The 18267-nt window shown below is 67.4% G+C and carries 17 protein-coding genes; 5 read left to right on the top strand and 12 right to left on the bottom strand.

The features are described from left to right. Positions 1–98: 98 nt before the first annotated feature. A complete protein-coding gene (locus tag FFS62_RS18460) occupies positions 99–308 on the top strand; it encodes a cold-shock protein (protein WP_137974306.1) in 210 nt (69 codons plus the stop codon). 185 nt (positions 309–493) lie between these two features. Here FFS62_RS18460 and FFS62_RS18465 read toward each other — a convergent pair whose 3' ends face one another. The 5 genes from FFS62_RS18465 to FFS62_RS18485 all read right to left on the bottom strand — a co-directional run bounded on the left by FFS62_RS18465 (position 494) and on the right by FFS62_RS18485 (position 6818). Continuing rightward, a complete protein-coding gene (locus FFS62_RS18465) occupies positions 494–865 on the bottom strand; it encodes a hypothetical protein (protein WP_137974307.1) in 372 nt (123 codons plus the stop codon). 10 nt (positions 866–875) lie between these two features. Further along, complete coding sequence (locus FFS62_RS18470; RefSeq protein ID WP_137974308.1) at positions 876–1682, bottom strand: putative RNA methyltransferase; 807 nt, start codon at positions 1680–1682, stop codon at positions 876–878. Then, complete coding sequence (dapE, locus tag FFS62_RS18475) at positions 1679–2818, bottom strand: succinyl-diaminopimelate desuccinylase (RefSeq protein WP_137974309.1); 1140 nt, start codon at positions 2816–2818, stop codon at positions 1679–1681. Before dapE ends, FFS62_RS18470 begins: the two co-directional genes overlap by 4 nt. A gap of 92 nt (positions 2819–2910) precedes the next feature. Then, positions 2911–5508, bottom strand: a complete 2598-nt coding sequence (locus FFS62_RS18480) for a glycosyltransferase (RefSeq protein WP_137974310.1) — start codon at positions 5506–5508, stop codon at positions 2911–2913. Between the two features lie 167 nt (positions 5509–5675). Continuing rightward, complete coding sequence (locus FFS62_RS18485; RefSeq protein WP_137974311.1) at positions 5676–6818, bottom strand: iron-containing alcohol dehydrogenase; 1143 nt, start codon at positions 6816–6818, stop codon at positions 5676–5678. Between the two features lie 96 nt (positions 6819–6914). Between FFS62_RS18485 and tcdA the strand changes: the two genes are divergently transcribed. The 3 genes from tcdA (at position 6915) to FFS62_RS18500 (ending at position 9136) form a co-directional block, all read left to right on the top strand. Next, the gene (gene tcdA, locus FFS62_RS18490) at positions 6915–7724 is read left to right on the top strand and encodes a tRNA cyclic N6-threonylcarbamoyladenosine(37) synthase TcdA (RefSeq protein ID WP_137974312.1); all 810 of its coding nucleotides are present in this window, start codon (positions 6915–6917) and stop codon (positions 7722–7724) included. A gap of 37 nt (positions 7725–7761) precedes the next feature. Then, a complete protein-coding gene (locus tag FFS62_RS18495; protein ID WP_137974313.1) occupies positions 7762–8223 on the top strand; it encodes a DUF1456 family protein in 462 nt (153 codons plus the stop codon). 139 nt (positions 8224–8362) lie between these two features. Further along, entirely contained in the window at positions 8363–9136 is a 774-nt protein-coding gene (locus tag FFS62_RS18500; RefSeq protein WP_256662301.1) for an ABC transporter substrate-binding protein, read from the top strand. Here the strand turns inward: FFS62_RS18500 and FFS62_RS18505 are convergent. After that, positions 9133–9891, bottom strand: coding sequence for a hypothetical protein (locus FFS62_RS18505; RefSeq protein ID WP_137974314.1), 759 nt, complete (start codon positions 9889–9891; stop codon positions 9133–9135). The genes FFS62_RS18500 and FFS62_RS18505 overlap by 4 nt on opposite strands. A 117-nt stretch (positions 9892–10008) precedes the next feature. Between FFS62_RS18505 and FFS62_RS18510 the strand changes: the two genes are divergently transcribed. After that, the gene (locus tag FFS62_RS18510) at positions 10009–10740 is read left to right on the top strand and encodes a helix-turn-helix transcriptional regulator (protein WP_137974315.1); all 732 of its coding nucleotides are present in this window, start codon (positions 10009–10011) and stop codon (positions 10738–10740) included. Here the strand turns inward: FFS62_RS18510 and FFS62_RS18515 are convergent, their stop codons facing one another. The 6 genes from FFS62_RS18515 to FFS62_RS18540 all read right to left on the bottom strand — a co-directional run bounded on the left by FFS62_RS18515 (position 10741) and on the right by FFS62_RS18540 (position 18260). Then, on the bottom strand, positions 10741–11148 hold the full coding sequence (locus FFS62_RS18515) for a SufE family protein (RefSeq protein WP_137974316.1): 408 nt from the start codon (positions 11146–11148) through the stop codon (positions 10741–10743). Positions 11149–11242: 94 nt separating this feature from the next. Beyond that, positions 11243–12448: an aminotransferase class V-fold PLP-dependent enzyme gene (locus tag FFS62_RS18520; protein WP_137974317.1), complete on the bottom strand. Its 1206-nt coding sequence runs from the start codon at positions 12446–12448 to the stop codon at positions 11243–11245. Between the two features lie 223 nt (positions 12449–12671). Then, on the bottom strand, positions 12672–13706 hold the full coding sequence (dapD, locus tag FFS62_RS18525; protein WP_137974318.1) for a 2,3,4,5-tetrahydropyridine-2,6-dicarboxylate N-succinyltransferase: 1035 nt from the start codon (positions 13704–13706) through the stop codon (positions 12672–12674). Positions 13707–13757: 51 nt separating this feature from the next. Beyond that, on the bottom strand, positions 13758–14105 hold the full coding sequence (locus tag FFS62_RS18530) for an ArsC family reductase (RefSeq protein ID WP_137974319.1): 348 nt from the start codon (positions 14103–14105) through the stop codon (positions 13758–13760). A 198-nt stretch (positions 14106–14303) separates the two neighbouring features. Beyond that, positions 14304–15509 carry a succinyldiaminopimelate transaminase gene (gene dapC, locus FFS62_RS18535; protein ID WP_137974320.1) on the bottom strand — a complete coding sequence of 402 codons (1206 nt, stop codon included), beginning with the start codon at positions 15507–15509 and terminating at the stop codon, positions 14304–14306. A gap of 48 nt (positions 15510–15557) precedes the next feature. Further along, positions 15558–18260 carry a [protein-PII] uridylyltransferase gene (locus FFS62_RS18540; protein ID WP_137974321.1) on the bottom strand — a complete coding sequence of 901 codons (2703 nt, stop codon included), beginning with the start codon at positions 18258–18260 and terminating at the stop codon, positions 15558–15560. Between the last annotated feature and the right edge of the window lie 7 nt (positions 18261–18267).

An 18267-nucleotide genomic window follows, 5' to 3' on the forward strand; every position in this document is an offset into this window, starting at 1 on the left:
CGTGTTGGCCGGGGTCGGAAAGAAGAAGAAGAACGTTTGCGCCGAACCGTCGAAGCCCATCAGGGCAACAACAAAATCGAGAATCGAGGGAAGTGGTAATGGCTGATCGTGAGGTCGGAACCGTCAAGTGGTTCAATGATTCCAAGGGGTATGGCTTCATTCAACGCGAAAGCGGTCCGGACGTATTCGTCCACTACCGCGCCATCCGTGGCGAGGGTCACCGTTCTCTGGTTGAAGGCCAGCAGGTCGAGTTCTCCGTGATCCAGGGCCAGAAAGGCCTGCAAGCGGAAGACGTATCCAAGGTCTGACAGAAGACCCGCTGCACAACAAAAGGCCCGTCATCGACGGGCCTTTTGCTTTTGGTATGTGGTGCTGGCTCTTGCTCCCTCTCCCTTCGGGAGAGGGTTGGGGTGAGGGAGGGGCTGCGGGCTGCCTACAAGCCCCTCACCCCTGCGCGGGCCGCCCCGGCTCCTCTCTCAGGGGGAGAGGGGATTCACTCCGTTCGCCAGATAAATTCCTGCTCGCCCTCGGCGTTGACCTTGATCCAGCGGTCGGCGTCTTCCTCGCCCTGTTCCTCGCTCCAGCCGCCGGTGGAGCAGCGGATCTCCACGCCGAGTGCGGCGAAGGCGGCATGGGCGCAGGCGACGTCGTCGGCCCAGGGCGTGGCGTCGCTCTCCAGCATCAGGCTGTGCCACTTGCCCACGGCCTTGGGCAGGAACACCACCGGAATCGCACCGGCCTGGCATTTGAAGGTCTGGCCGCGCTGCTGCCACTCGCTGCAGGAGCCGAAGACCTCGCTCAGCCAGGCAGTGATGGCGTCCTGGCTGGCGTCCTTGAGGTAGATCTCGATATCGGGTTGGCGCATGGCGGGCTCTCTAGATTTTCTCGATCCAATCGTAGCGAATGGATACGGTCACTTCGAAGTCTTCGGCAATCACCGCCGCGCGGCGTTCGGCGCTGGCGCGCCAGCCGTGCGGGGTCATGGCCAGCAGGTCGGCGCGGGCCTGGGCATCGGCCAGTAGCAGCGGGAAACTGATGGTCTCGCTATGGGCCAGGTGCATGTCCGCGGGGATCAGTTCCAGGTGCTTCTGATCGTCATAGTCGCGCACCTCGTCGTACAGCTTCTGGCGCAGCTGCATCAGGTGTACGCGGGTCGGGCCCATGCGCAGCAGGCCGCCGCCGGGCCTGAGCAGGCGCAGGGCCTCCTGCCAGTCCAGCGGGCTGAACACGCTGGCCAGCAGGTCGCAGCTGGCATCGGCTAGGGGCACGCGGGCCATGCTCGCCACCAGCCAGCTCAGCTGCGGCGCGCGCTTGCAGGCACGCTTCACTGCCTCGCGGGAGATGTCCAGGGCATAGCCGTCGGCATCCGGCAGCAGCTCGGCGAGCTGTGCGGTGTAATAGCCCTCGCCACAACCGATATCCAGCCAGGTGCGCGGGCCGCGGTCGGCGGCCAGCTCGGCCAGGCGCTTGGCCAGCGGCGCGTAATGACCGCCGTCGAGGAAGCGTCGGCGCGCCTCGACCATGGCCTGGTTGTCGCCGGGGTCGCGGCTGTTCTTGTGTTGCACCGGCAGCAGGTTGTAGTAGCCCTGCCGGGCGCGGTCGAAGCGATGGTTGGCCGGGCAGGCCAGGCCGTTGTCGACCGGGCTCAGCGGCGCCTGGCAGATCGGGCAGATCAGACTCATGCCAACAGTTTCACCAGGGTCTGGTAGTAGACCTCGGTGAGCAGGTCGAGGTCGCTGGCCAGCACGCGCTCGTTGATCTGGTGGATGGTGGCGTTGACCGGGCCCAGCTCGACCACCTGCGTACCCAGGGTGGCGATGAAGCGCCCGTCCGAGGTACCGCCGGAGGTCGACGGCGTGGTCTCGCGACCGGTGACGGACTTGATGCTGGCGGCCACGGCATCCAGCAACTCGCCCGGCTGGGTGAGGAACGGCAGGCCGGAGAGGGCCCAGTCGATGTGGTAGTCCAGACCGTGCTTGTCGAGGATGGCATTCACTCGCTGCTGCAGGCCTTCCACGGTCGATTCGGTGGAGAAGCGGAAGTTGAACACCGCTTTCAACTCGCCGGGGATCACGTTGGTGGCGCCGGTGCCGGAGTTGAGGTTGGACACCTGGAAGCTGGTCGGCGGGAAGTAGGCGTTGCCGTCGTCCCAGTGCTCGGTGGCCAGTTCGGCCAGGGCGCCGGCGGCCAGGTGGATGGGGTTCTTGGCCAGGTGCGGATAGGCCACGTGGCCCTGCTTGCCGTACACGGTGAGGGTGGCGCCGAGGGAGCCGCGGCGGCCGTTCTTCACCACGTCACCGAGCAGGGTGGTGCTGGAGGGTTCGCCGACGATGCACCAGTCCAGGCGCTCGCCGCGCTCGCGCAGACGCTCGACTACGGCCTTGGTGCCGTGGTGGGCCGGGCCTTCCTCGTCGCTGGTGATGAGGAAGGCGATGGCGCCCTTGTGGTTCGGATGGTCGGCGACGAAGCGCTCCACGGCGATGATCATCGACGCCAGGCTGCCCTTCATGTCCGCCGCGCCACGGCCGCAGAGCATTCCTTCGTCATCCACGCGCACGTCGAACGGCTGGTACTGCCAGGCCTCCAGCGGGCCGGTCGGCACCACGTCGGTGTGGCCGGCGAAGCACAGCACGGGGCCTTCACCACCACGCTTGGCCCAGAAGTTCTCCACTTCCTCGATGCGCATGCGCTCCACCGCGAAGCCGGCAGCGGCCAGGCGGCGCATCATCAGCTCCTGGCAGCCCTCGTCGACCGGGGTCACGGAGGGGCGGCGGATCAGGTCGAAGGCGAGCTCCAGGGTGGGGGTGAGGGCGGTCATTGCGGCTCCGGGACAGCGGAATTCAGAAAGGCCGCCATCTTAAAGCAAAACGGCGGCCTCAAGGCCGCCGTTTCGACAGACAGGTCGCCCTATCAGGCCGCGCCAGCCGGCTCGCCGGCGTCCTCGGCCGCCGGCTTGGGCAGCGAGGAGAGCAGGGCCATCAGCAGCGCCGCCAGGTACGGCAGCGACTGCACCAGCAGGGTGGCGACCCAGAACTTCACGTCGGCGTTGCCGATGTCCTGGGCGAAGCTGATGCCGATCGCCGCACCCCACAGCAGGAGCATGACGAACACCTCTTCGCGGGCCTCGGCCAGGGCCACCATGATGCCGTGGTTGCTGGCCATCTTCGGCGTACGGAAGAACGGGATGGTCTTGGTGAAGGTCCCGTACAGCACGGCCTTGGCGATGGTGTGCGACAGCGCCAGGCCGGCGATGGCGGCCTGGAACGAGCGCGCCAGGTCCACGCCCACCGCTTTGCGGTAGAGGAACATGATCTTGCCGAACTTGAAGAAGAACAGCGCCAGCGGCGGGATGGCGAAGATCATCAGCGGCGGGTCGACCCGATTCGGCACGATGATCATCGCGGCCGACCAGAGCAGGGCGCCGACGGTGAAGAAGATGTTAAGGCCATCGGCGATCCACGGCAGCCAGCCGGCGATGAAGTGGTAGCGCTGGCCGCGGGTCAGCTCCGAGCCCTCGCCGCGGAACAGGCTGCGCGCATGGCCCTTCATGATCTGGATGGCGCCGTAGGCCCAGCGGAAGCGCTGCTTCTTGTAGTCGATGAAGGTGTCCGGCATCAGGCCGCGACCGAAGCTCTCGTGGGCGTAGGCAGCCGAGTAGCCCTTCTCGAACACGCGCAGGCCCAGCTCGGCATCTTCGCAGATGGTCCAGTCGGCCCACTTCAGCTCGTCCATCACGCTACGGCGGATCATGGTCATGGTGCCGTGCTGGATGATCGCGTCGCGGTCGTTGCGGGTGACCATACCGATGTGGAAGAAGCCCTTGTACTCGGCGTAGCAGAGCTTCTTGAAGGTGCTCTCGTCACCGTCGCGGTAGTCCTGCGGCGACTGCACCACGGCGATCTGCGGATCGCTGAAGTGCGGCACCATGTGCTTGAGCCAGTTCTTGTTGACGCAGTAGTCGGAGTCGATCACCGCGATCACTTCGGCATCCGGCGCGGTGTGCGGCAGGATGTAGTTCAGCGCGCCGCCCTTGAAGCCTTCGATCGGTGCCACGTGGAAGAAGCGGAAGCTCGGGCCCAACTGCTGGCAGTAGGCCTCGACCGGCTCCCAGACCTTCGGGTCCTTGGTGTTGTTGTCGATGATGATGACTTCGTAGTCCGGGTAGTCCAGGGCAGCCAGGGCGTCCAGGGTCTGCTTCACCATCTCCGGCGGCTCGTTGTAGCAGGGCACGTGGATCGACACCTTGGGCCGGTAGGCGGTGTCGGCCAGCACCGGCAGGAACGGCCGGCGGCGGGTGCGGGTCCAGGCGGTCTCGGCCAGCTCGTGGGCCTCGGTGAGCAGGACGATGAACACGCCCAGTGCGCCGATGCCGAGCAGGCCGCCCACGGTCAGGCTGAACCAGGTGCTGTACTGCTGGCTGTAGTCGTAGGCGATCCACACCAGGGCGGAGCCGCCGACGAAGGCGACGAAGGTGAGGAAGGTGCGGCCGCGCTGACGCAGGGCCGAGCCGTCGATCAACATCAGGGCCAGGGCCAGCAGGCCCATCACCACCGAGGCTACGGCCAGCATGCGCCATTGCGGGATGGCCACCACCGGGCCTTCGAAGGCGAACTTGGCCTGGCGGTCGAGGTTGTACACGCCCCAGTAGGCGCCCACCGAGCCCTCTTCGCTGGCCTTCCACGGCTGGTCGAAGGCCTCGATGACGAAGTAGTTGTAGCCCTTGGCGTTCAGTGCGTTGACCAGGGTGCGCAGGTACACCGCCTGCTCGGCCTGGTCGGCCTCGGCGCCGCCACGGGTGCGGCCATTGCTCGGCCAGCCCACTTCGGAGAGCAGCAGCGGCTTCTTCGGGAACAGGCGCTTCATGTCCTTGGCGCGTTCGAGGACGAACTCGGTGGAGTCCTCCATCGGCACGAACTCCCAGTAAGGCAGCACGTGGGCGGCGATCAGGTCGACGTGCTTGGCCAGCTCGGGGTTTTCCTGCCAGATGTGCCACTGCTCGGAGGTACTCACCGGCACCTTGACCGCGGCGCGCACCCGGTCGATGTAGGCGATCAGGTCCTTGACCTCGATCTCCTGGCGGAACAGCGCCTCGTTGCCCACGGTGACGCGCACCACGCTGCGCGACTCGTTGGCCAGTTCGATGGCCTTGGCGATCTCGCGCTCGTTGCGCTCCAGGTCGTTGCCGATCCACACGCCGAGGGTCACGCGCAGGCCGAATTCCTCGGCCAGGCGCGGGATGTCCGCCAGCTTGCCGTCCACCGAGTAGGTGCGGATGCTGTCGGTCTGCTTGCTCAGCAGCTCCAGGTCGGAGCGGATCTGCGCGTCGCTCGGGTAGACGCCGGTCTGCGGGCTCTGCCCGACACGGAACGGCGAGAAGGAGAAACCGGAGATCTGCTCCGGCCAGTCCGGGGCACTGACCGGACGGTTGTAGAGTGCCCAGAGGCCGGTGAACAGGGCGGCGACCGCCACGATGACCACCAGATTGATACCGAGTTTGCGCGTTGGCATGGCTGCTTAGAGGTTCCGCAGAAAGGAACAGGGAAAGGGCCGGCGGACGCCGGTCGGCGCGCATGCTACCCCGCAGCCACTGGCCTGTATAGCACCGCCGGACCTGCGACAGGCGCACCTGTCCGGCTTGGGCAGGCGCAGCCGCCGTGGAGTTCCATCGCGCATAGTCACAGGGCGCGCAGAAGGATGCGCTCGCAGGCCGGCAGGTCGATCGCCGGGGACTCGCCAATGGCGTCGCGGCGCTGCAGCTGGGTCAGCACTTCTTCCACGGCCTCGGCATCCAGGCCGTGGGCGGACAGGCGGGTGGCCACGCCCATGCGGCGGAAGAAGCCCTCGGTGGCGGCGATGGCGGCGGCGATGCGCTGTTCCGAGCCGCCCTGCAGGCCCCACACCCGTTCGGCGTACTGCAGCTGCTTGGCCAGGTGCGCCGGCTCGCGCTCGCCGAGCAGCGCCGGCAGCAGCAGGGCCATGCTCTGCGCGTGATCGAGGTGGTAGAGCAGGCTGAGCTGGCGGCCCAGCACGTCCAGGCCGTCGTCCTGCGTCGCGCCGCAGCCGAGCAGGCCGCTGCGCGCCTGGCTGGCGCACCACATCAGGTTGGCCCGGCTGGCGTAGTCCAGCGGGTTGGCCAGGGCCTTGGGGCCTTCCTCCAGCAGGGTCAGCAGCAGGCCCTCGGCCTGGCGGTCCTGCAGCGGCGTGTCGCCGGGCAGGGTGAGGTACTGCTGTAGGGTATGGACGAAGGTGGCGACCACGCCATTGCCGATCTGCCGGGGCGGCAGGCTGAAGGTGGCGCAGGGGTCGAGCACGGCGAAGCGCGGGTACAGGCAGGGGCTGGAGAACGGCAGGCGCGCCTGCAGGCCGGCGTGGCAGAGCACGCCGTGGGGGTTGCTCTCCGAGCCGGTGGCAGCCAGGGTTGGCACGCAGCCCAGGGGCAGGGCGCGGCGGATCGGCGTACCGCTGAGCAGGTCGAACGGCTCGCCGGGGTAGGCGAGGGCGGCGGCGATGAACTTGCTGCCGTCGATGACCGAGCCGCCGCCGACCGCCAGGATGAAGTCGCAGTGCTCGTGGCGGGCCTGCTCCACCGCGCGCAACAGGGTGTCGTACTGCGGGTTGGCTTCGATGCCGGCGAAACGGCTGACCCAATGGCCGGCCAGGGCCTGCTCGACCTCCTGCCACACGCCGTTCTGCAGGATGCTGCCGCCGCCGTGGGTGACCAGCACCCGGCTGTCGGCGGGGATCTGCTGGGCCAGGCCGGCGATCTGCCCGGCGCCGAACAGGATGCGCGTCGGGTTGTAATAGTTGAAGTTGCGCATGGCGAGCTCTCCGCATGCATCCTTGCACTATAGACAAGGCCCCGCGGCGGCCGGCGCCGCCTTATAATGCCGGCCGAATTTCGAGGGTGCGACGAGATGGCAGATGAACAGCGCTTCGGCGGCATAGCCCGGCTCTACGGGCGCGAGGGGCTGGAACGCCTGGCGGCGGCGCATGTGGCGGTGGTCGGCATCGGCGGCGTCGGTTCCTGGGCGGCCGAGGCCCTGGCCCGCTCCGGGGTCGGCGAGATCTCGCTGTTCGACCTGGACGACGTGTGCATCACCAACACCAACCGCCAGGTTCATGCCATCGACGGCGCCGTGGGCAAGGCCAAGGTCGACGAGATGGCCGCGCGCATCCGTGCCATCAACCCGGCCTGCAAGGTGCACGCGGTGGCCGACTTCGTCACCCGCGAGACCATGGCCGAGTACATCACCGAGCAGCTCGATGCGGTGATCGACTGCATCGACAGCGTGGCGGCCAAGGCCGCGCTGATCGCCTGGTGCAAGCGGCGCAAGATCCAGATCGTCACTACCGGCGGCGCCGGCGGCCAGGTCGACCCAACGCAGATCCAGGTCGCCGACCTCAACAAGACCTTCAACGACCCACTCGCCGCCAAGGTGCGCAGCACCCTGCGCCGCGACTACAACTTTTCCCGCACGCCGGGACGCACCTACAGCGTGCCCTGCGTGTTCTCCACCGAGCAGCTGCGCTACCCCAAGCCGGACGGCACCGTGTGCCAGGCCAAGGGCTTCGTCGGCGAGGGCGTCAAGCTCGACTGCGCCGGCGGTTTCGGCGCGGTGATGATGGTCACCGCCAGCTTCGGCATGGCCGCGGCGGCGCGCATCATCGAGAAGCTGGTGGCCGGTGCACGGCGCCCGGCCGAGCGTGCGGGCAAGCCCGACTAGCCTTTTTCCGCGCCCCATGGCGCCCCTGAGAGTTCCCATGAACAACAATGACGTGCTGCGCAGCCTGCGCTACCTGCTGGATATCAGCGACGCCCAGCTGGCCGATATCTGCCGCCTGGCCGATTACCCGCTGGAGGCGGAGGCCGTTGCGCCGCTGCTGAAGAAGGACGACGAAGAGGGCTTCCAGCCCTGCACCGATGCGGTGCTGGGGCATTTCCTCGCCGGCCTGGTGCTGCACAAGCGCGGTCGCGACGAGAGCCGCCCGCCGCTGCCGGTGGAGAAGCGCCTGACCAACAACATCATCCTGAAGAAGCTGCGGGTGGCCTTCGAGCTGCGTGACGACGACATGCACGAGATCCTGCGCTCCGCCGACCTGCCGATGACCAAGGCCGAGCTCAGCGCCCTGTTTCGCAGCCCCGAGCACAAGAACTACCGCGCCTGTGGCGACCAGCTGTTGCGCAACTTCCTGCGGGGCCTGACCCAGCGCCTGCGCGGCTGACGGGTGGGGCCGCCCGTCCGTGCGGCTCGGCTAAGCTCTACTGGGTATGGGGTGGCCTGGCCACTCCTGCAGCGGGACGTGTGTCGTGAGGTGCCCAGTGTTTCAGTCGTCTGTCTGCCCCTGCCACAGGTTGTCACGCTTGCCGCTGCTGCGATGGCTGCTGCTCGGCATGCTGCTAGCGCTCGCCCCACTGGCCCAGGCCGAGCGCGTGGTACGCATCGGCACCGGTGACTGGGTACCCTACGTCGACCAGCACCGCGCGGATGCCGGAGCTCTGGCGCGTCTGGTCAAGGCCGTGTTCGCCGCCGCCGGCCACCAGGTGGAGTTCGTCTTCTATCCCTGGGATCGCAACGTGCTGATGCTGCAGCAGGGCGTGCTGGACGCGATCATGCCCTACAGCTGCAGCCCCATGCGCCTGGACTACGGGGTGTGCAGCGAGCCGCTGGTGCGTGGCGAGGTGGTGCTGTTCCACCGCAAGGACCTGGCGTTCGACTGGACCCGCGTCGAAGACCTGAAGAACTACCGCATCGGCACCACCCTCGGCTATTCCTACGGGCCGCAGTTCGACGCCGCCCTGCAGAAGAGCCTGCTGCGCATCGAGCAGAACAGCAAGGAAGACACCGCCTTCCGCCTGCTCGAACTCAAACGCATCGACCTGCATCCCCAGGACCGCGCCGTGGGCTACTCCATGCTGCGCCGCCTGTTCCCCGGGGAGCAGGGCATCACCCACCACCCGCGCTATCTCAACACCGAGCCGCTGCGCCTGCTGTTCCGCAAGGACGACCCGGAGGCCGAAGAGCTGCTGCGCAGCTTCAACCAGGAGCTGGCGCGCTTCGCCGAGCGCGGCGAGCTCAAGCGCCTGCAGGAGGCGTTGTACTCCGGCGATGCCGACAGCTGGCGGCCGCGCCCCTAGCGCGCCACACGGCTGGCGAACAGCGGTAGCAGCAGCGGCAGCACGGCTAGGCCGGACAGCAGGTGCTTGATGCTGTGGCCGGACAGCCATTCACCACTCAGCTGGAACAGGCCACCGTCGTTGAGCTCGCACAGCTTGGCCAGGGCATACCAGGCCACGCACAGGCCCAGCCGCAAACCATGGGCATCGCGCCGCGACCGGCAGCAGGCGAGCATGGCCAGCAGGAGCATGCCGCCGGCCTGCAGCACTATCCAGGGCAGCAGGTTGTCGCCGGCGCGCCAGGCCCAGAGCGCCGCAGCGCCGCCCAGTGCCACGCCGAGCACGGTCATGCGAGCCGCGCCGAAGCCCAGGCGATCCGCCGCGGCCAGGCCGAGGATGGCGGCGAACAGCACCAGCATGCCGAGCCGGTCATAGAGCAGGCCGGCGTCCGCGGGTGCCAGGTGGTAGACGCTGGAGCCGAGGAAGGTCAGCAGCAGCCCCAGACATAGCAATAGATACAGGCCTTTCCAGCGCGGGTCGGCGACATGCCGCAGGCGGCTCAGGCCGAACAGGCCGAGCAGCAGGAATGGCAGGTTGCTGAGCACGTCGAAGGCGTGGGGGATGCCGAGCAGGGCGCGCTGGTCGGCGAAGGCGTGGTACAGGGCCGGCTGCTGCACCGCCGGGCCGAAGGCGGCGATAAGCGCCAGACAGAGGCCGAACAGGCCGAGGATGGCAGTGCTGCCGTTACTGGGTGGTAGTGCCGAGGTGCTGTGCATGGCCTGCTCCTTCAGGTCGTTGCTGTGGCGGCAGTCTGGTTTTGCTTACGATAAAAGTCTCTTCCTGGTGTGCTCGGTAGCGTATAACTGCCTGTCTGGTTCATCAGGGCGATACTCATGGGCGCGACCACGGATCTGATCGACATCATCAAGCGCGAGCTGAAGGCGCAGCAGCTTACCTACGCCGACCTGGCGCGCGAGCTGGGCATGTCCGAATCCAACGTCAAGCGCATGCTGGCCAAGGCGGATATGCCACTGTCACGGGTAGATGCGATCTGCCGGGTACTGCAGCTGGAGTTCGCCGATCTGGCCCGCCAGGTGGCGGACGCCCAGCCGCTGCTCGCGACCCTGAGCCTGGAGCAGGAGCAGGCCGTGGTGGGCGACGAGAAGCTGCTGCTGGTGGCCATCTGCGTGCTCAGCCAGTGGACCTTCGAGCAGATGGTGGCGGCCTACCGCCTGAGCGATGCCGAGGCGGTGCGTGCGCTGATCCGCCTGGACCGGCTCGGGGTGATCGAGCTGAAGCCGCTCAATCGCTACCGCCTGAAACTGGCCAAGACCTTCCGCTGGCAGCCGGACGGGCCGGTGATGCGCTACTTCCGCAAGCAGGCGCTGCAGGATTACTACGCCGGTGACTTCGCCGGCAGCGACGAGGGCCTGCTGCTGGTGCATGGGCGCATCAGCCGGGCGCTGGCGCCTTCCTTCGTCGAGCGCCTGCAGCGGGTGGCCCAGGAATTCGCCCAGCAGCACCTGGCCGACCAGAAGCTGGCCGAGACCGAGCGCGAGGGATACACCCTGGTGCTGGCGATGCGGCGCTGGGAGTTCGCCCTGTTCGAGGCGATGCGCCGTTGATCAGCCCACCGCCAGTTCGCGCATGCGCTGTAGCACGGCGTTGAGGCCGTTGCTGCGCGAGGGGGAGAGCTGGCGGGCCAGGCCCAGCTGGTTGAACCAGTCGGGTAGATCCAGCTGTTGCAGTTCGGCGCCCTGCAGGCCGTCGACCCGCGCCAGCAGCACGGCCAGCAGGCCGCGGATCAGGCGGGCGTCGCTGGCGGCGCGGAACTGCCAGGCCTCGCCGTTGCGCGCGCCGACCAGCCAGACCTGGCTCTCGCAGCCGCTGACCCGATTGGCCTCGCTGCGTTCGTCCTCGCTCAATGGCTGCAGGCGCTCGCCCCACTGCATCAGCAGGCGCGCCCGCTGTTCCCAGCCGGGGCAGGCGGAGAAGGCGTCCAGTGCCTCTTGGGCCGGGCGGGGGAGGATCATGTCGGTGCCATTTCTGTAGGAGCGAGTTCTACTCGCGAATGGCGGCTACGGAAAAAGCTTCGCGAGCAGAGCTCGCTCCCACAGGTGTAGGCATTCATCGCAGCAGCTCCAGGGCTTTGTCCAAGGCGGCGAAGAAGCGCTCCAGATCAGCACCGTCGTTGTACAGGCCGAGGGAGACGCGGATCGCGCCGGGCAGGCCTAGGTGTTTCATCAGCGGCATGGCGCAGTGATGGCCGGTGCGCACGGCGATGCCCTGGTCGGTCAGCAGATGGGCCAGGTCGGCGCTGTGCATGCCGTCCACGGTGAAGCTGGCCAGGGCCAGCTGTGGTTCGCCGAGCAGGCGCACGCCGTCGCGCACGGCCAGGCCGGCGAGCAGCTTGGCGTGCAGCGCGGCCTCGTGGCCGGCCACGGCAGCGGCGTCCAGGCCGCTCAGGTAGTCCAGCGTCGCGCCCAGGGCGATGACGCCGGAGATCGGCGGCGTGCCGGCCTCGAAGCCCAGCGGAGCGGGGCGGAAGCGCGATTCCCGGTAGTCGGCCTGCAGCACCATCTCGCCGCCGAACTGCCAGTGGCGCAGCTGTTCGAGGGCCTCGCGGCGGCCATGCAGCAGGCCGACGCCATCGGGGCCGTACAGCTTGTGACTGGAGCAGACGTAGAAGTCACAGCCCAGCGCCTGGATATCGTGGCGGCCGTGCACCGCGCCCTGTGCGCCGTCGACCACGGTCAGCGCGCCTTGGGCGCGGGCCAGGGCGATCAGCTCATGCACCGGCTGCCAGCGACCGAGCACGTTGGACAGCTGCGACACCGCCAGCAGGCGGGTGCGCGGGCCGATCAGCGTGGCTGCCTGCTGCAGGTCGACGCTGCCGCTGGCGTCCAGCTGCAGGACCACCAGCTCCAGGCCGCGGCGCAGTGCCAGCTGCTGCCAGGGCAGCAGGTTGGCGTGGTGTTCGAGGGCGCTGACGACTATCTGCTCTCCGGGCCGGAACAGGTGTTCCAGGCCGTAGGCCAAGAGGTTCAGCGATTCGCTGGTGCCACGGGTGAAGACGATCTCCTCGCGGCTGGCGGCGTTCAGCCAGGCCGCGGCCTTGTCCCGGGTCGCCTCGAAGGCGCGGGTGGCGCGCTCGCCGGGCAGGTGTTGGGCGCGGTGCACGTTGGCCGCGCCGCTGGCCAGGTAGCCGAACAGGCTGTCCAGCATGGCCTGGGGCTTCTGTGCGGTGGCGGCGCTGTCCAGGTAGGTCTGGCCTTCGGCGTCGAGGGCCAGGATGCCGGGGAAGTCGGCGCGCCAGGGAGAGGTCAGGGACATGGGCTTCGGCACTGCGAAAAGATGTGCTGAGTATAAATAGACAGGCCGGGCATTAGCCCGGCCTGTTCACCATCACACGGCCGAAAATCGGTCTGAAGCTGCTGCGCTAGGCCATGCGGCGTTGAAATCAGGCTCAGGCTGCTCATTTACACTCAGTAAACTGCGCGCCCTCGCCTGATTTCGCCTTGCCTGGCCGTCGCTCGCGACGCTTCAGCTCCGATTTTCAGTTATGCGCGTGCAGCGCCTCGTTCAGCTCGATGGCAGTCTTGTTGGTCTTGCACTCCACCGCACCGGTCTGCGAGTTGCGGCGGAACAGCAGGTCCGGCTGGCCGGCCAGGTCGCGGGCCTTGAGTACCTTGACCAGGTTGTTCTGCTCGTCGAGCAGGGCCACCTTGGTGCCGGCGGTGATGTACAGGCCGGATTCCACGGTGTTGCGGTCGCCCAGCGGGATGCCGATACCGGCGTTGGCGCCGATCAGGCAGCCTTCGCCGACGCTGATGACGATGTTGCCACCGCCGGACAGGGTACCCATGGTCGAGCAGCCGCCGCCCAGGTCCGAGCCCTTGCCGACGAATACGCCGGCGGAAACGCGGCCTTCGATCATGCCGGGGCCGGCGGTACCGCCGTTGAAGTTGACAAAGCCTTCGTGCATCACGGTGGTGCCTTCACCGATGTAGGCGCCCAGGCGCACACGGGCGCTGTCGGCGATGCGCACGCCGGCAGGCACCACGTAGTCGGTCATCTTGGGGAACTTGTCCACCGAGAACACTTCCAGCAGCTCGCCCTTCAGGCGCGCTTCCAGCTGGCGCTCGGCCAGCTCGCCCAGATCGACGGCGCCCTGGCTGGTCCAGGCCACGTTCGGCAGCAGCGGGAAGATACCGGTCAGGTTCAGGCCGTGGGGCTTGGCCAGGCGGTGCGACAGCAGGTGCAGCTTGAGGTAGGCCTCGGGGGTGGAGGTCAGCGCGGCGTCTTCGGCCAGCAGGGTGACCACCAGCGGACGCTGGCTCTCGGCCAGGCGAGTGAGCAGGGCGGCCTGGGTGGCGTCGATGGCCTTGAGGGCGTTGGACAGCTCGCCGGCCTGGTTGGTGGTGATGGCGATGGCCTGGTTGCCACCGGCATAGCCCAGCTTCTCGGCAACGGCTGCGACCAGCTCGGCGGCCGGGTTCAACAGCGGCTGGGCGTAGAAGACTTCCAGCCAGGCGCCCTGGCGGTTCTGGGTGCCGACGCCGAAGGCCAGGCTGAACAGGGATTGCGACATGGTGTGTTCCTCGTAACTCGAAATAGGGTGGAAATCAGGCGGCGCGCCCGTTCACTTGAATGCTGCGGCGTAGAGATCCGGCTTGAAGCCGACCAGGGTCTTGCCGCCCAGGTCCAGTACCGGACGCTTGATCATCGACGGCTGGGCCAGCATCAGTTCGATGGCCTTGTCCTGGTTCAGGTCGGCCTTCTGCGCGTCGTCCAGCTTGCGGAAGGTGGTGCCGGCACGGTTCAGCACGGTTTCCCAGCCATGTTCGGCGCACCACTTCTGCAGGTTGGCGCGGTCGATGGCGGCAGTCTTGTAGTCGTGGAAGGCATAGCTCACACCCTGCTCGTCGAGCCAGGTGCGGGCCTTCTTCATGGTGTCGCACGCTTTTATGCCGTAGAGGGTGTAGGACATCGGGGTTCCTCGCGGGGGCGGTCGGCCCACTGCGCTTGCATTGCGTAAAACAGGGGTGGCGATTATGCCATGTCGGGCGAGCGACAGCCCGGCATGCTGCCGGAAGATCATTTCACGATCCTTTCACGCGTGGCCGGGCAGGGTGAGCGTGACGCTCCTACTGCCCGGCCCTCGTGCCGGGCTTCTTTTTTCCGGCTATCAGCCTTGCACGAAGCGGCGAATGCGTTCGGCGGCTTCGATGCACTCGGCCAGCGGCGCGACCAGGGCCAGGCGCACGCGCCCGGCCCCCGGATTCTCGCCATTCACTTCACGCGACAGGTACGAGCCCGGCACCACGGTGACATGCTCGCGGGCGAACAGCTCGCGGGTGAAAGTGGTGTCGTCACCCGGGGTCCTGGCCCACAGGTAGAAGCTGCCATCCGGGCGCTGTACGTCCAGCACCGGCTGCAGGATCTCCAGCACGGCGTCGTACTTGGCGCGGTACTGGTCGCGGTTGGCACGCACGTGGGCCTCGTCCTGCCAGGCGGCGACGCTGGCCAGCTGTGTCTGCACCGGCATGGCGCAGCCATGGTAGGTGCGATAGAGCAGGAAGGCCTTGAGGATGTCGGCGTCGCCGGCCACGAAGCCGGAACGCAGGCCCGGCAGGTTGGAGCGCTTGGACAGGCTGTGGAACACCACGCAGCGCTTGAAGTCGCTGCGGCCCAGCTCGGCGCAGGCGGTCAGCAGGCCGGGCGGCGGGTTTTCCTCGTCGAAATACAGCTCGCTGTAGCACTCGTCGGCGGCGATCACGAAGTCGTGCTCATCGGCCAGGGCGATCAGTTTCTTCAGCTGCTCCATCGGCACCAGGGCGCCGGTGGGATTGCCCGGTGAGCAGAGGAAGAGGATCTGGCAGCGCTGCCAGACTTCGGCCGGCACGGCGTCGAAGTCCGGGTTGAAGCCGTTGTCTTCCAGGCATGGCAGGTAGTGCGGCTCGGCGCCGGCGAGCAGGGCTGCGCCTTCGTAGATCTGATAGAAGGGGTTGGGACTGACCACCAGGCCGCGCTCTTGTGAAGGCTCGGCGCGCTGCACCACGGTCTGGGTAAAGGCGAACAGTGCCTCGCGGGTACCGTTGACCGGCAGCACGTGGCGGGCGGCGTCCAGCCAGCCGTTTGGGACGCCGAAGCGGCGCTCGCACCAGGCGGCGATGGCTTCGCGCAGCGCCGGGATGCCCAGGGTGGTCGGGTACACGGCCAGCTGATCGAGATTGTCCGCCAGGGCCTTGGCCACGAAGTCCGGCGACTTGTGCTTGGGCTCGCCGATGGACAGGGCGATCGGGCGCTTGTCCGCCGGCGGGGTGGCGCCGGCGAGCAGGGCGCGCAGCTTCTCGAAGGGGTAGGGCTGCAGCTGGGTCAGGGCGTGGTTCATAGCGTCTCTTTCTTGCGGGGCGGGCCACCGGCTGTGCCGGGGCCCGGTTCAGATACTGATCGAGCCGAGGTTGACGGTCTCGCCGTTGGCCTGCGACAGCTGCTGGACGATGGCGTCCTGCAGGCGTGCGCACAGCTCCGGGTCGGACAACGGCTGGTTGTGCGCGTCGGTGATGAAGAACACGTCCTCCACGCGCTCGCCGAGGGTGGCGATCTTGGCGTTCTGCAGCGACAGGTCGAAGTCGAGGAAGATCTTGCCGATCCGCGCCAGCAGGCCGGGGCGGTCCGGCGCGGTGATCTCCAGCACGGTGACCGGGCGCTGGGCGTCGTTATGGATGGTCACCTGCGGGGCGAAGGCGAAGTGCTTGAGCTGGCGCGGCACCCGCCGCTGGATGATGTTCGGGTAGTCGTCCGGATTCTTCAGCGCTTCCACCAGGCCGTCGCGGATCTCCTTGATGCGCGCCGGGTTTTCGCCGATACGGCCTCCGTCGGCGTCCAGGACGATGTAGGTGTCGAGGGTGAACTGGCTGGTGGAGGTGATCACCCGGGCGTCATGGATGTTCAGGTTGAGCTGGTCCATGGCGGCCACGGTCACGGCGAAGAAGTCGTGCTGGTCCGGGGCGTAGATGAAGATCTGGGTAGCGCCCTCGAACTCGCGCTGGGCGGTTTCCTTGATCAGCACCAGGGGGTTCTTGCCGGCCGGGTGCTGGAGGATCGCCTCGGTGTGCCAGGCCACGTCGGCCGCGGCATGGCGCAGGAAATAGTCGTCGCCGAGCTGGCTCCATAGCTGCTCGGCGTCGTCCTGGTCGGTGCCGTTGCGCACCAGGATGTCGATGGCCGAGGTCTGGGTCTGGCGAATCTGCTCTTCGCGATCCAGCGGGTTCTCCAGGCCGCGGCGCAGGGCGCGCTTGGTCTCGGTATAGAGCTGACGCAGCAGGCTGGCACGCCAGGAGTTCCACAGGCTGGGGTTGGTGGCGTTGATGTCGGCCACGGTCAGCACGTAGAGGTAGTCCAGGCGGGTCTGGTCGCCGACCAGTTGGGCGAAGTCGAAGATCACCTGCGGGTCGGACAGGTCCTTGCGCTGGGCGGTGGTCGACATCACCAGGTGGTTCTGCACCAGCCAGACAATCAGGCGGCTATCCCACAGCGGCAGCTGATGGCGCGCGCAGAAGGCTTCGGCGTCCACCGCGCCGAGCTCGGAGTGGTCGCCGCCGCGGCCCTTGCCGATGTCGTGGTAGAGGCCGGCGAGGTAGATCAGCTCGGGCTTGGGCAGCTTGTCGATAACCTTGCTGGCCAGCGGGAACTTCTCCGCCAGCTCCGGCCACTTCAGCTTGCGCAGGTGCTTGATCAGGTTGAGCGTGTGGGCGTCCACGGTATAGATGTGGAACAGGTCGTGCTGCATCTGCCCGACTATGTGGCCGAACTCCGGCAGGTAGCGGCCGAGGATGCCGTAGCGGTTCATCCGCCGCAGGTTGCGGTGGATGCCCTGGGGCGACTTGAACAGCTCGATGAACAGGCTGGTGTTGCGGATGTCGCGACGGAATTCGTCGTCGATCAGGCCGCGGCTGTCGCGCAGCAGGCGGATGGTGTCGGCGCGCACGCCCTTGATCTCGGGGTGCTGGGCCATCAGCACGAAGACTTCGAGGATGGCGAACGGAGTGCGCCTGAACACGCCGGGGCTGGTCACCTCGATATAGCCATCGCGCACCTGGAAACGGCTGTTCAGCGGCTGCGCCTGACCGCGCTCGCCCTCGCGCAGCAGCACGTCCTCGAAGTGCTGGTTGATCAGCTCGGACAGTTCGGCGACGCCCATCACCACCCGGTAGTACTTCTGCATGAAGCGCTCGACGGCAAGCTTGCCATCGCCGTCCTCGAAGCCGAGCAGGCCGGCGATCTTGCGCTGGTGGTCGAACAGCAGGCGGTCCTCGGCGCGGCCGGCCAGCATATGCAGGGCGTAGCGCACCTTCCACAGGAACTCCTGGGCCGAGGCCAGCATGCTGTACTCGCTGTCGACCAGGAAACCCTCTTGCACCAGGGAGTGCAGATTCAGGCTGCCGAACTGGCGGCGGGCGACCCAGAGGATGGTCTGGATATCGCGCAGGCCGCCGGGCGAGCCCTTCACATTGGGTTCGAGGTTGTATTCAGTGTCGTTGTACTTGGCGTGGCGCGCCTTGGCTTCCTTGCGCTTGGCCAGGAAGAAGTGCTTGCTCGGCCACATCTGCTCGGTGCTGGTGACCTGCTGCATGCGCTGGCGCAGGCGTTCGGGGCCGGCGATGGTGCGGCTTTCCATCAGGTTGGTGACCACCGTCAGGTCGGCGCGGGCCTCCTCGGCGCATTCGTCGACGCTGCGCACGCTCTGGCCGACTTCCAGGCCGATGTCCCAGAGCAGGGTGAGGAAGCCCTCGATGGCGTCGCGGAAGATCTCGTGGTCGGCGCTGTCGAGCAGGATCAGCAGGTCGATGTCGGAGTTGGGGTGCAGCTCGCCGCGGCCGTAGCCACCGACGGCCAGCAGGGCGATGTCGGCGTCTTCGCTCCAGGCGAAGCGCTTCCAGGCTTCCTGCAGGATCTGGTCGACGAACCAGGCGCGGTCCTCGACCAGGCGGCGAATGTCGCGGCCCTCGCGGAAGCGCCCGTCGAGCACCTCGCGAGCCTGCTTGATGGCCTTCTTGAAGGCCGCGATGGGACTGGACTTGAGCGCCAGTTCCGCCTGGAACTGGCCGCGGTCAAACAACTCCGGGTCCATCTGCGGCATGCGTGCC

It is taken from the genome of Pseudomonas sp. F(2018) (assembly GCF_005508865.1).
Lineage (GTDB): Bacteria > Pseudomonadota > Gammaproteobacteria > Pseudomonadales > Pseudomonadaceae > Aquipseudomonas.

Bases quoted from the DNA above. Each gene is read 5' to 3' on its own strand.
- FFS62_RS18460 (WP_137974306.1), top strand. From the start codon at position 99: ATGGCTGATCGTGAGGTCGGAACCGTCAAGTGGTTCAATGATTCCAAG.
- FFS62_RS18470 (WP_137974308.1), bottom strand. From the start codon at position 1,682: ATGAGTCTGATCTGCCCGATCTGCCAGGCGCCGCTGAGCCCGGTCGAC.
- FFS62_RS18465 (WP_137974307.1), bottom strand. From the start codon at position 865: ATGCGCCAACCCGATATCGAGATCTACCTCAAGGACGCCAGCCAGGAC.
- dapE (WP_137974309.1), bottom strand. From the start codon at position 2,818: ATGACCGCCCTCACCCCCACCCTGGAGCTCGCCTTCGACCTGATCCGC.
- FFS62_RS18495 (WP_137974313.1), top strand. From the start codon at position 7,762: ATGAACAACAATGACGTGCTGCGCAGCCTGCGCTACCTGCTGGATATC.
- FFS62_RS18520 (WP_137974317.1), bottom strand. From the start codon at position 12,448: ATGTCCCTGACCTCTCCCTGGCGCGCCGACTTCCCCGGCATCCTGGCC.
- tcdA (WP_137974312.1), top strand. From the start codon at position 6,915: ATGGCAGATGAACAGCGCTTCGGCGGCATAGCCCGGCTCTACGGGCGC.
- dapD (WP_137974318.1), bottom strand. From the start codon at position 13,706: ATGTCGCAATCCCTGTTCAGCCTGGCCTTCGGCGTCGGCACCCAGAAC.
- FFS62_RS18510 (WP_137974315.1), top strand. From the start codon at position 10,009: ATGGGCGCGACCACGGATCTGATCGACATCATCAAGCGCGAGCTGAAG.
- FFS62_RS18540 (WP_137974321.1), bottom strand. From the start codon at position 18,260: ATGCCGCAGATGGACCCGGAGTTGTTTGACCGCGGCCAGTTCCAGGCG.
- FFS62_RS18485 (WP_137974311.1), bottom strand. From the start codon at position 6,818: ATGCGCAACTTCAACTATTACAACCCGACGCGCATCCTGTTCGGCGCC.
- FFS62_RS18480 (WP_137974310.1), bottom strand. From the start codon at position 5,508: ATGCCAACGCGCAAACTCGGTATCAATCTGGTGGTCATCGTGGCGGTC.
- dapC (WP_137974320.1), bottom strand. From the start codon at position 15,509: ATGAACCACGCCCTGACCCAGCTGCAGCCCTACCCCTTCGAGAAGCTG.
- FFS62_RS18530 (WP_137974319.1), bottom strand. From the start codon at position 14,105: ATGTCCTACACCCTCTACGGCATAAAAGCGTGCGACACCATGAAGAAG.
- FFS62_RS18505 (WP_137974314.1), bottom strand. From the start codon at position 9,891: ATGCACAGCACCTCGGCACTACCACCCAGTAACGGCAGCACTGCCATC.
- FFS62_RS18515 (WP_137974316.1), bottom strand. From the start codon at position 11,148: ATGATCCTCCCCCGCCCGGCCCAAGAGGCACTGGACGCCTTCTCCGCC.